Annotated in this window: 13 protein-coding genes and 1 pseudogene; 9 read left to right on the forward strand and 5 right to left on the reverse strand. The window is 68.4% G+C overall.

The features are described 5' to 3' along the window. Window positions 1-820 (forward strand): annotated as a pseudogene (locus VHS75_RS08615) (peptidase M28); the annotation flags it as partial. Here the strand turns inward: VHS75_RS08615 and VHS75_RS08620 are convergent. Next, window positions 817-984 (reverse strand): hypothetical protein, encoded by a 168-nt coding sequence (locus VHS75_RS08620; protein WP_329638201.1) that lies wholly within the window; start codon window positions 982-984, stop codon window positions 817-819. The pseudogene VHS75_RS08615 and the gene VHS75_RS08620 sit on opposite strands and share 4 nt — an antisense overlap. A 159-nt stretch (window positions 985-1,143) precedes the next feature. Here VHS75_RS08620 and VHS75_RS08625 point away from each other — a divergent pair, with 159 nt between their 5' ends. The 8 genes from VHS75_RS08625 (at window position 1,144) to VHS75_RS08660 (ending at window position 7,854) form a co-directional block, all read left to right on the forward strand. After that, complete coding sequence (locus VHS75_RS08625) at window positions 1,144-1,716, forward strand: surface-adhesin E family protein (protein WP_329638202.1); 573 nt, start codon at window positions 1,144-1,146, stop codon at window positions 1,714-1,716. 5 nt (window positions 1,717-1,721) lie between these two features. Then, complete coding sequence (rlmH, locus tag VHS75_RS08630) at window positions 1,722-2,186, forward strand: 23S rRNA (pseudouridine(1915)-N(3))-methyltransferase RlmH (protein WP_329638203.1); 465 nt, start codon at window positions 1,722-1,724, stop codon at window positions 2,184-2,186. Next, on the forward strand, window positions 2,187-3,080 hold the full coding sequence (locus VHS75_RS08635) for a murein hydrolase activator EnvC family protein (RefSeq protein ID WP_329638204.1): 894 nt from the start codon (window positions 2,187-2,189) through the stop codon (window positions 3,078-3,080). It begins immediately after the preceding gene. Window positions 3,081-3,179: 99 nt separating this feature from the next. After that, window positions 3,180-4,565, forward strand: a complete 1,386-nt coding sequence (locus VHS75_RS08640; RefSeq protein WP_329638205.1) for a S41 family peptidase — start codon at window positions 3,180-3,182, stop codon at window positions 4,563-4,565. 114 nt (window positions 4,566-4,679) lie between these two features. After that, window positions 4,680-5,369, forward strand: coding sequence for a PEPxxWA-CTERM sorting domain-containing protein (locus VHS75_RS08645; RefSeq protein WP_329638206.1), 690 nt, complete (start codon window positions 4,680-4,682; stop codon window positions 5,367-5,369). Between the two features lie 86 nt (window positions 5,370-5,455). Next, on the forward strand, window positions 5,456-6,583 hold the full coding sequence (locus tag VHS75_RS08650) for a divergent polysaccharide deacetylase family protein (protein ID WP_329638207.1): 1,128 nt from the start codon (window positions 5,456-5,458) through the stop codon (window positions 6,581-6,583). A 21-nt stretch (window positions 6,584-6,604) separates the two neighbouring features. Beyond that, window positions 6,605-7,096 carry an RNA pyrophosphohydrolase gene (locus VHS75_RS08655; protein WP_329638208.1) on the forward strand — a complete coding sequence of 164 codons (492 nt, stop codon included), beginning with the start codon at window positions 6,605-6,607 and terminating at the stop codon, window positions 7,094-7,096. After that, window positions 7,093-7,854: an alpha/beta fold hydrolase gene (locus tag VHS75_RS08660; protein WP_329638209.1), complete on the forward strand. Its 762-nt coding sequence runs from the start codon at window positions 7,093-7,095 to the stop codon at window positions 7,852-7,854. The genes VHS75_RS08655 and VHS75_RS08660 overlap by 4 nt, the downstream gene beginning before the upstream one ends. On the opposite strand, the gene VHS75_RS08665 is transcribed toward VHS75_RS08660, so the two are convergent. From VHS75_RS08665 to atpD, 4 genes are all read right to left on the reverse strand, one after another. Then, the gene (locus VHS75_RS08665) at window positions 7,838-8,086 is read right to left on the reverse strand and encodes a CBU_0592 family membrane protein (RefSeq protein ID WP_329638210.1); all 249 of its coding nucleotides are present in this window, start codon (window positions 8,084-8,086) and stop codon (window positions 7,838-7,840) included. The two genes, VHS75_RS08660 and VHS75_RS08665, sit on opposite strands and share 17 nt — an antisense overlap. Beyond that, the gene (locus VHS75_RS08670) at window positions 8,083-8,784 is read right to left on the reverse strand and encodes a hypothetical protein (protein WP_329638211.1); all 702 of its coding nucleotides are present in this window, start codon (window positions 8,782-8,784) and stop codon (window positions 8,083-8,085) included. The genes VHS75_RS08665 and VHS75_RS08670 overlap by 4 nt, the downstream gene beginning before the upstream one ends. A 92-nt stretch (window positions 8,785-8,876) precedes the next feature. Beyond that, a complete protein-coding gene (locus tag VHS75_RS08675) occupies window positions 8,877-9,140 on the reverse strand; it encodes an ATP synthase F1 subunit epsilon (protein ID WP_329638212.1) in 264 nt (87 codons plus the stop codon). After that, on the reverse strand, window positions 9,140-10,676 hold a 1,537-nt coding region (gene atpD / locus VHS75_RS08680; RefSeq protein WP_329638213.1), incomplete at its 5' end, for a F0F1 ATP synthase subunit beta. The genes atpD and VHS75_RS08675, both read right to left, overlap by 1 nt.

Genomic DNA, 10,676 nt, shown 5'->3' on the forward strand with positions numbered 1-10,676 from the left:
CGCCGACTATGCGGTGGCCCATCAGTGGCGGGTCGAAGCCGACCTCAACAACGACATCATCGGCAACAGCCACGGCATCAGCGGCGCCCACGACGATCGCCACGTGCGGGTGTTCTCCGAGGGCACGCGCACTACCGAGACCCCCGCCGAGGCGGACCGGCGGCGCTACAACGGCGGCGAGGTGGACAGCCCTTCGCGCCAGCTGGCCCGGTTCATCGACGGGATCGCCGATCGCTACCTGGCCAACTTCGACGTGACTATGGTCTACCGCACCGACCGCTTCGCCCGCGGCGGCGACCAGGTAGAGATGCTGAACGCCGGCTTCCCGGCCGTCCGGGTCACCGAGGCCAACGAGAACTACAACCGCCAGCACCAGGACCTGCGCACCGAGAACGGCATCCGATACGGCGACGTGATCGAGGGCGTCGACTTCGCCTATCTGGCCAATGTCACCCGGGTGAACGTCATCACCATGGCCTCGATGGCCATGGCGCCGGCCCCGCCAACGCATGTGGACATCTCCGGCGCGGTCTCCGCCGACACCACGGTGAAATGGCAACCGGCGGCGGACGCGGCGCACAATCGCCTCTGGTGGCGCTCCACCACCGATCCGCAGTGGCGCTACGCCCGCGAAGCTGCGCCGAGCGGCAAGGCGGTGCTGAAGGACGTCAACATCGACGACTGGTATTTCGGCGTCAGCGCCGTGAGCCCCGACGGCTGGGAGAGCCCGGTGGTGTTCCCTGGCGCGCCGGGTAGCTGGGCGCACGAGGACGCGCCGCCGGCCCCCGCCGCGCCCGGCACGCCGGGTTCGAAACCTTAGGGCTGATGGTGGTGGTGGTGGTGCACGACCGCGTGGTGATGCATCGCATGGTGCGACATGCGGTGGTGCACGACGTAGTGGCGATGGTGCGCCGGACGCGCCGAGGCCACACCGGCCGACAGGGTCAGCGCGAGGGTGGCCAGCGCCAGGGTCACGAGTTTCACAGCTTCTCTCCCAGTCTGGTATGTCCGAATCAGGACCCGGACGTCTGCAAAGCTACGCTACCTAGGGGTTGCTACAATCTTACGGCCCGGGCGCGGTAACCTGGGCTTGACCGGTTGGCTTTAAGGCGAGGCCCAGGATTTGGGAGCACGAAGACGGCGATGAGCCCGCGAGCTTGGCTGTTCCTGACGCTGGCGGTGGCCGGCCTTGCCGCCGCGCCCGCCTCGCAGGCCGCCGTCTTCGCCATGGTGCGCGCCGAGCCCGACGCGATCACCGTCATGGACCCGGCCGCCGTCGAGGCCGTGCCGGGTTCCGACAACCTGCGCCGCGCCTTCAGCGTCACAGTCCAGAAGACCCTGGTGTCCGGCGGCCCGCAGCAGCCGGGCTATGTACGCACCCTCAACGAATACGACTGCGCCGCGCGGATGATCCGCTGGAAGAGCTTCTCGGTCTATTCGCGGTTCGGCGATCTGGTGATCCACAAGGACAACGCCGACCAGGCCTGGAGCCCAACACCGCCCGGCAGCGAGGCGGAGGCCTCGACGCGGCTGGTCTGCGACCACGCCAACAAATGGTCCGCCGTGGCCGCGACCTCGCTCAGCCAGCTGGTGATCAGCCTGATGCAGGCCTGGGACGAGGCCGAGCCTCTGCCGCCGCTGCAACCGGTCAAGCCGCTGCCGCCGCTGAAGAAGCCCACGGCCAAACCGGCCAAGAAGACGACGAAGGCCGCTTAAGGCGCTTGAAGATCACCCTCCTCGCCATCGGCAAGCTGACCCGCTCGCCCGAGACCGAGCTTGTGAAGACCTACGTCGAGCGCGCGACCAACGCGGGCCGGTCCCTGGGCCTCGGCCCGGTCGAGGTGATCGAGGTCGAGGCCCGCAAGCCAGGCAAGGCCGCCGAGGCCGAGGTCCTGAAGGCGCACCTCATCGACGCTCACGTCATCGCCTGCGACGAGCATGGCGCCGCGCGGCCCTCCCGCGCTTTCGCCCAGGAGATTGCGGCTTTGCGCGACCGCGGCGTTCGCCGGCTGGTGTTCGTGATCGGCGGGGCCGATGGGCTGGATGCGGAGCTGCTGGCGAGCGCCAACGGCAAGCTCGCCTTTGGGCCGCAGACCTGGCCGCATGCGCTGGCCCGCGCCATGCTGGCCGAACAGGTCTATCGGGCGGTGACCATCCTGGCCGGATCACCCTATCATCGCGACTGAATGAAGAGCGCCCTGATCCTGCCCGCTTCGCTCGCCGCCCTGGCGACCCTCGCCATCGGAGGCGCGGTCGCCGTGGCCGCCACCGGCGAGCGGCTGGCGCGGCTGAACGTCGAGGAGACCCAGCTTTCCGTCGAGCAGACCCGCAACATGGGCCAGCTCGCCCGGCTCCTGTCCGTGCTGGAGATGCTGAAGCAGGACCCGCCGCCGGCCCTGCTGGTCAGTCCCAGAGACGCCAAGAACGCCGTGCGCGCCGCCATCCTGGTCAAGGCCATGACACCGGACCTGCAGGTCCGCGCCAGCGGTTACGCCCATGAGGCCGGCGAGATGATGCGCCAGCGCCGTCTGGCGGCCGTCGAGAGCGAAGCCCTGTTCACCAACGAGAGCGCGCGGGCCGATAACGCGCCGGTGCCCGAAGGCCCGCCGGTGCTGCGCGGCCCGCTGGCGCCGGGGGCGCCTGGTCTCCCAGAAGCGGCCATCACCCCGCCGCAAAGCCTTTCTATTCCGACCCCTGGCCCGATCCTGCGGCGGTTCGGCGAAGCCCTGTCCAGCGGCGGGCGCGCCAACGGCATCACGTTCGCCGCCGCCGGTGGGGCCCGCGTCGCCAGCCCTGGTCCGGGCTATGTCCAATATGTAGGCCCCGTGAAGGGTTGGGGCGTGATCTTGATCTTAAGACTGGCGGGTGGATACCATTTGGTGCTTGCTGGTCTTGACCGCACCTCCGTCTCGGTCGGGCAATCTGTCGCGGCGGGAGAAGCTGTCGGTTTCATGCCCGATGGTCGACAATCGCCGAATTCGGGGCAGGGTGGTGAGAAGGCTCCCAGGGAACTCTACCTGGAGGTCCGGGAACAAGGCGCTCCAGTCGATCCGGGGCGCTGGCTGAACAAAGCGGGCTGAGCGGGCTTTTATGCGAGGGCCGCTTGAGAGTGGCCGGCGCATCATCAAGCGGACATCTGCCCCGTCCGGGCAGGTCCGCCAGGGAGCCTGCGGTAGGCGATGAAAAAGTACCTCCTGATCGGCGTTTCGGCTTTCGTGCTCGGCGCGGGCTCCATGGCCTATGTCAGCCAGCACGCGATGGCCGCGGCCACGCCCAAGGCCAACACCTACCGAATGCTCGGACTGTTCGGCGACGTGCTGGACATCGTGGAGCGCCAGTACGTGGCTCCGGTGGACGACACCAAGCTGATCCACGCCGCCCTCGACGGCATGCTCACCTCGCTCGACCCGCACTCCAGCTACCTCGACCCCGAGGGCTTTGACGACATGCGCGACCAGACGCGCGGCGAATACGGCGGCCTGGGCCTGGAAGTCACCACCGAAGACGGCGTGGTGAAGATCATCTCGCCGATTGACGACACGCCCGCCGCCAAGGCCGGCCTGAAGCCGGGCGACTACATCACCGCCGTCAACGGCGACAGCGTGTTGGGCCTTTCGGTCACCGACGCGGTGAAGCAGATGCGCGGCAAACCCGGCGAGACGGTCACCCTGACCATCGCCCGCGAAAAGTCCGACCCGTTCGACGTCAAGCTGCAGCGTGAGGTCATCAAGCAGAAGACCGCCGTGGCGAAGCTCGACGGCGACTACGGCATCCTGCGGGTCTCTGGCTTCAACGAGAAGACTACGGACGAAGCGCAGGCCGCCTTCGCCGAGATCAAGGCCAAGAACCCCCACATGAAGGGGCTGATCCTGGATCTTCGCCGCAATCCCGGCGGCCTGCTCGACCAGGCGGTCGGCATCTCCGACCTCTTCCTAGAGGGCGGCGAGATCGTTAGCCAGCGCGGCCGCGATCCGCGCGATGTGGAACGCTACAACGCCCGTCCGGGCGACATGACCAACGGCCTACCGATGGTGGTGCTGATCGACAGCGGCACGGCCTCGGCCGCCGAGATCGTCGCCGGCGCCCTGCAGGACCGCAAACGCGCCGCCATCGTCGGCCTGACCAGCTTCGGCAAGGGCTCGGTGCAGACCGTGATCCCGCTGCGCGGCGGCATGGACGGCGCCCTGAAGCTGACGACGGCGCGCTACTACACGCCCTCGGGCCGTTCGATCCAGAAGACCGGCATCGAGCCGGACCTTGAGGTCGCCGCCACCAAGGACGAGGCGCAGGAGATCGCCAACCGCGCCTTCGGCTTCTCCGAAGCCTCGTTCAAGAACGCGCTGAACGCCGACGAGGGCAAGGTCCGCAAGGCCGCGCACACCCCGGCCGAGGCGCCGCCCGAAGGCTTCGACGCCAAGAAGGACTTCCAGTTGGCCCGCGCCGAGGACGTTCTGAAGTACGGCTCCGTCGCCGCGACCCCGAAGCTGGCGGCCCCCACCGCCCGTCTGGCGGCCATCCTGTCGAAGTCCAAAGTTGCTGAAGTGAAGGCCCCCACGCCCAAATAACAAAGCTCGGCGGCAAATTCGCGCACCAGGTGAAGCTTGTTGGCGCGCACCTCGCGTCTGTTGCTATAGGGCTAACGTATCTTAAGGGCGTTAGCCCCGGGGAAGGGCGGCTGGATGTTCAAGCGTGCGCTGGCGGTCGCGGCGGCCACCATGGCGATAGGCCTGGGTGCGAGCAGTGCTGCGGGCGCCGCTGTCATCAATTTCAACAGCCACACCACCTACACCGCCGCGGGAACGAGTTTCTCCGAAGGCGGCATGAACTTCTGGGGCCTGGAGCTCTTCTTCATCCCGCCGGATGGGATGATGCCCTCGCCGTCCACCTTCGACAGCACGGTCACGACGCCGATCATGGCCGCATCGACGGAGCCGGTGACGATGTCGCTGGTCAGCGGCGCGCCATTCGATCTGCAGAGCGTCGATATGGGCCTGGGCTGGTACAACCTCCCCGGGGGCGACACCGAGACGATTACGGGGACGAAGGCGAACTGCACGGACGATGGGTCCGGAAACTGTCTGGTCCAGGACGCCTTCCATGTCGGCTATGGTTTCACGACCTACACCCTCAGCGCCGATTTCACGGACCTGAGTTCGGTGAGTTTCGGGGCGATGACGCCGCAGGACTTCGGTGGGTTCACCGGGTCGGGCTGGGTCGGGTCCGACAACATCACCTTCAGTTCGCCGGGCGAAGTGGGCGAGCCTGTTCCCGAGCCCGCGTCCTGGGGCCTCATGATCCTGGGGTTCGGGGCCATCGGCGGCCTGTTGCGCGGCCGCCGCCGGGACGCGACTTTCACCGCCACAAGCTGACCTCCGCTTCGGGTCTCTTTCCGGGACGATGAGAAGCCTCCGTTAACCATGTTTTGGCACTCTCCTCGCCGAGGAGCACCCGAGCCGTGGCCACGATCGCACTTCCCCGCCTGTCCGCCCCGAGCCTGGGAGGCGCCCAGCTCAAGGGCCTCATGACCAACCGCTATGTCGGCCTGGCCGCCGCGACCCTGCTGCTGGCCGCCGCCGCATTCGGTCTGGCGAAGGTCCTGGGTCCCGCCGCGCCTGGCGGCGGAACCGTGCGCGTGTCGCTGACCGGCGTCCTCGCCCGCGCCCCGGAAGGCTGGCGCGAGACCCTCGTTCCCCTGCGCGGCCCCGCCCACATCAGCCAGGACGTGATTCGCCTGTCGGAGCGCCCGCTCGCGCCGCTCACCGGCATCGGGAGCCGGCCCGACAAGTTGCTGCCCCCGCCGCCGCCCGGCGCGCCTCTGCCCGTCGCCCCCGTCGCCGGCTTTTTCGCGCCCGGGCCCGCGGGCCCGTTGCCGATCATCGCCCAGGATGGGCGCACGCCCTTCGAGGCCTACCGCCGCCCCTTCGCGCCCAACGGACGACCGAAGATCGCCCTGATGATCGGCGGCCTGGGCCTCAACGCCCGCGCCACCCAACAGGCGATCGAGACCCTGCCGGCCGAAGTGACGCTGTCCTTCAGCCCCTACGCCGAGGGGCTGCAGGGCTGGATCGACATGGCCCGCGCCCACGGCCACGAAGTGCTGCTGGAAACGCCCATGGAGCCAGTGGACTATCCGGACAACGACCCTGGCCCCTACACCCTGATGGCCGGCGCCCAGGGGCCCGATACGCTGAAGAAGCTGGAGTGGATCCTCTCGCGCGCCACCGGCTATTTCGGGGTGACCAACTACCTGGGCTCGAAGTTCCTGGCCTCGGACGGCGCCTATCAGACGTTCTCGGCGGCGCTGAAGGGCCGCGGCGTGGCCTTCGTCGACGATGGCTCAGCGGCGCGGCGCGGCGGCAAGGGCGTGGTCCGCGGCTCCGCCGAGCGGGTGATCGACGACCAGCTGAACCCGGCCGCGATCGACCAGCAACTGGTGGCCCTTGAGGCCGGCGCCCTGCAGCGTGGCCAGGCCGTGGGCTCGGGCTTCGCCTATCCCGTGACCCTGGAAAAAGTCGCCCAGTGGTCGCGCGCCCTGACCGATCGCGGTTTCCAACTCACGCCGGTCTCGGCGCTCGTCCATTGATAGGCTAAGAAGCCTGGGCGCATGACCCAGGACCTTGAGCTCTACCGCCCGAATGTCGGTGTCGTCCTGTTCCATCAGGACGGCCGGGTCTGGCTCGGCCGCCGCGCCCACACGCCCGGCCCGCACAATTGGCAATTTCCGCAGGGCGGCGTGGATCCGGGCGAAGACCTCGAGACCGCCGCCCGCCGCGAGCTGGCAGAGGAGACCGGCGCCACGGCGGCGACCTTCCTTGACCGAACCCATGACTGGATCGCCTACGACTTTCCGGCGAACCACGGGGGGGCCAAGGCGCTGCGCGGCTGGAAAGGCCAGAAGCAGGTTTGGTTCGCCTTCCGCTTCGAGGGCCAGGATGCGGACTTCAACCTGGTCGCCCAGCATCCGCCGGAGTTCGACGCCTGGCGCTGGGCCTTCCTCGACGAGGCGGCCGAACTGATCGTGCCGTTCAAGAAGGCCGCCTATCAGCGTGTCGTGGACGCTTTCGGACGCTTCGCCGCGCCGCGTGGGGTGGAATGACCACTATTGTTATGGTGCACGGCGCCTTCTGCGGCGGCTGGGCCTTCGAGCATTTCCGTGCGCCCTTCGAGGCCGCCGGCTTCGAAGTGATCGCGCCAGACCTGCGCGGCCATCAGGACGGCGCGCCGAGCGGCGCGGTGGTGGGCGTCTCGATGTCGGACTACGCCGCCGATATCGCCCGCCTTTGCGCCGAGCAGCCGGAGCCGCCGGTGCTGCTGGGCCATTCCATGGGGGGCCTGGTGGCCCAGCTCGCGGCGCGGAAGGCCCCGGTCCAGGCCCTGGTCCTGCTGGCGCCCTCGCCGCCCTGGGGCGTGGTGGGCTCCAGCTTCGAAGAAGCCGCCACGGCGTTCGGCGTGCAGATGATCGGGCCATTCTCGTCTGGCGCCCTGTCGCCTGACCGCGGCCTGATGCGCGCCTACAGCCTGGACCGCATGCCGAAACCCGAGCGCGAGGCGGCGGTGGCGCGGCTTCGGCCGGAGAGCGCCATGGCGGTGCGCGAAACGCTGAACTGGTGGCTCGACCCCTTCATGACTACCAGCGTCGGTCCCGGCGCCATCAGCGCGCCGGCTTTGGTGATCAGCGGCGAGGGCGATGTGGTGCATTCGCCGGCCACCGCCCGCTCGATCGCCGATCGGATCGGCGCGGACTTCAAGATCATGCCCGGGATGAGCCACTGGCTGGTGGGCGAACCCGGCTGGGACCGCGTGGCGGACGCGGCCCTGCGCTGGCTCGCAGACGAGGTCAGCCTGGCCGCTTGAGCGCCAGGCGCGCCAGGCCGATCAGCGCCACCGCGGCCCAGGCGCCCTCCATCACCGTCGACGACAGGTTGAAATTGGCCAGCAGCAACGAGACCAGGATGCCGCAGGCGCCCACGAAATTGGCCAGCAACGACCAGCCCCCCTTGGGATCCAGCCGTCCGAGCGCCGCGCCGGCGTAGGCCACGAGGATCATCAGGACGCCGGCGAGACCCGCGGCGTCAGTCCAGCTCATCCGAGCTTGCGTTCCTGGTAGAAGATCTCGCCCGTCGAGTACTTGGCGTTCAGCGAGCTGTCGTCAGGCTTGGTCCAGGTCGAGAAGTTGATCCCGATCGACGAGGTCGAGTCGAGATGCTCCCAGGACTTCCGCACGCGCTTCACGCCGTCCGGATCCACAGCCACATAGTTGGCGGTCGAAATCAGCTCCGGCTGGTGCAGGAAGGACCAGATGTTGACCGCGCTGACGATCGGCTTGTCCTCGCCCAGCGCATAGTGGACCTCGCCGCGGCAGACGTCCTTGTTGGCGCCCGGCGCGAAGATGGTGACGTTGTAGTCCTTGTTGGTGGTTCCCAGCGGCATGGTCCAGCTGTTGTCGCGGCGGTTCTTCTTCAGGCCGAGCGTCGCCGAGTTGGCCTTGGCGATATCGTCCAGATTGCCGCCGCGGACCAGCGGCACACAGACCTTCTCAACCAGCGAAATGATCGCGGCGCCATCGCCAGTAGTGGGCACGGTGGGCGGCGGGGGCTCGGCGGCGGCGGGCGGGGCGGCGGCGTCCGGGGTGGCGACAGGCGGCGTGGCGGCGGGCGGAGCCGGCGCGGCAGGCTGGTCGGCCGCCGGAGCCGGCGTCGCCGGCGGGGCGGGCGCAGGGGTTTGGGCCTGGGCCACGGACACCGCGGCCGTGGCGGCGATCAGGCTGGCAAGGACGATACGCATCTTAGGAGTTCCCCTGACTTTTCAGCGGGCCATAAAACGGGACCAAGACGCCGGAAGCAAGACATCCCGGCGGCAATATTACAATTATAAATTCAAGCTGCCTCAATCGCGTGCTCTGCGAGCACCGTGAAGCCGTCCGGAGTGACATCCGCAAAGCCGCCGCGCACCTCATAGACGGTGATCTGCCCGTCATGGTGCACGGTGACCGGGCCTTCGCGCAGCGCCGTCATGAACGGCGCATGGCCAGCCAGGACCCCGAAGTCGCCTTCGGAGCCCGGCGCGTCGACCTGATCGACGAGCCCGGAGAACAGCTCGCGCTCCGGCGAAACCAGCGAAAAGTGGAGCTTGTCGGCCATCAGGCTGAGGCTTCCGCCGCCAGGGTCTCGGCCTTGCGGACCGCGTCCTCGATCGTGCCGACGTTGTAGAAGGCGGCTTCCGGCAAGTGATCGTATTCGCCGTCCACCACGGCCTTGAACGAGCGGATGGTGTCTTCGAGACTGACGAAGATCCCCGGCATGTTGGTGAACTGCTCGGCCACGTGGAACGGCTGCGACAGGAACTTGGAGATCTTCCGGGCGCGCGCGACCGTCAGCTTGTCCTCTTCCGACAGCTCATCCATGCCCAGGATCGCGATGATGTCCTTGAGCGCCTTGTAGGCCTGCAGAGTCTCCTGCACGCGGCGCGCGACGGTGTAGTGCTCTTCGCCGATCACCAGCGGGTCCATGATCCGCGAGGTGGAGTCCAGCGGGTCGACGGCCGGGAAGATCGCCTGGGCGGCGATGTCGCGGCTGAGCACCGTGGTGGCGTCCAGGTGGGCGAAGGAGGTGGCCGGCGCCGGGTCGGTCATGTCGTCGGCGGGCACGTAGATCGCCTGCACCGAGGTGATCGACCCCTTGCTAGTGGACGCGATCCGCTCCTGCAGGTTGCCCATCTCGGTGGCGAGCGTCGGCTGATAGCCCACGGCCGAGGGGATGCGGCCCAGGAGCGCGGACACTTCGGCGCCGGCCTGGGTAAAGCGGAAGATGTTGTCCACGAAGAGCAGGACGTCCTTGCCCTCCACGTCGCGGAAGTACTCGGCCTGGGCAAGGCCCGTGAGGGCGACGCGGGCGCGGGCGCCCGGAGGCTCGTTCATCTGGCCGTAGACCAGGGCGCACTTGGAGCCTTCGGTGGACCCGTTGTTTTCCTTCGGGTCGATGTTCACCTTGGACTCGATCATCTCGTGATAGAGGTCGTTGCCTTCGCGGGTGCGCTCGCCGACGCCGGCCAGCACCGAATAGCCGCCATAGGCCTTGGCGATATTGTTGATCAGCTCCTGCATGGTCACGGTCTTGCCGACGCCGGCGCCGCCGAACAGGCCCGTCTTGCCGCCCTTGGTGTAGGGGCAGAGCAGGTCGATCACCTTGATCCCGGTGACCAGGATGTCGGCTGAGGTGGACTGCTCGGCGAAGGACGGCGCCTCGCGGTGGATCGACGACATGAAGGTCTGGGCGATCGGGCCGGCTTCGTCGATCGGCTCGCCGATGACGTTCATGATCCGGCCGAGGCAGGCCGGGCCCACCGGCACGGTGATCGGCTTGCCGGTGTCGAACACCGGCTGGCCGCGGGTCAGGCCCTCGGTGGTGTCCATGGCGATGGCGCGCACGGTGTTCTCGCCCAGGTGCTGGGCGACTTCGAACACCAGGCGGAAGTCCTTGCCGGTCCGCTGGTCGGTGTTGGTGGTTTCCAGGGCGCTCTGGATCGCCGGCAGGTGGCCGTCGAACTCCACGTCGACGACGGCGCCGATGATCTGCACCAGGCGGCCGCTGGCGACGCCTTTGGCGGCGACCGGGGCGGTCTTCGCGCCGGCCTTGGCCGGGGCCTTACCGGCCGTCTTATTGGCGGCGGCGGCGGCG

Source organism: Phenylobacterium sp., assembly GCF_036264965.1.
Lineage (GTDB): Bacteria > Pseudomonadota > Alphaproteobacteria > Caulobacterales > Caulobacteraceae > Phenylobacterium.

Bases quoted from the DNA above. Each gene is read 5' to 3' on its own strand.
- VHS75_RS08625 (WP_329638202.1), top strand. From the start codon at position 1,144: ATGAGCCCGCGAGCTTGGCTGTTCCTGACGCTGGCGGTGGCCGGCCTT.
- VHS75_RS08635 (WP_329638204.1), top strand. From the start codon at position 2,187: ATGAAGAGCGCCCTGATCCTGCCCGCTTCGCTCGCCGCCCTGGCGACC.
- VHS75_RS08640 (WP_329638205.1), top strand. From the start codon at position 3,180: ATGAAAAAGTACCTCCTGATCGGCGTTTCGGCTTTCGTGCTCGGCGCG.
- VHS75_RS08645 (WP_329638206.1), top strand. From the start codon at position 4,680: ATGTTCAAGCGTGCGCTGGCGGTCGCGGCGGCCACCATGGCGATAGGC.
- VHS75_RS08655 (WP_329638208.1), top strand. From the start codon at position 6,605: ATGACCCAGGACCTTGAGCTCTACCGCCCGAATGTCGGTGTCGTCCTG.
- VHS75_RS08660 (WP_329638209.1), top strand. From the start codon at position 7,093: ATGACCACTATTGTTATGGTGCACGGCGCCTTCTGCGGCGGCTGGGCC.
- VHS75_RS08665 (WP_329638210.1), bottom strand. From the start codon at position 8,086: ATGAGCTGGACTGACGCCGCGGGTCTCGCCGGCGTCCTGATGATCCTC.
- VHS75_RS08670 (WP_329638211.1), bottom strand. From the start codon at position 8,784: ATGCGTATCGTCCTTGCCAGCCTGATCGCCGCCACGGCCGCGGTGTCC.
- VHS75_RS08675 (WP_329638212.1), bottom strand. From the start codon at position 9,140: ATGGCCGACAAGCTCCACTTTTCGCTGGTTTCGCCGGAGCGCGAGCTG.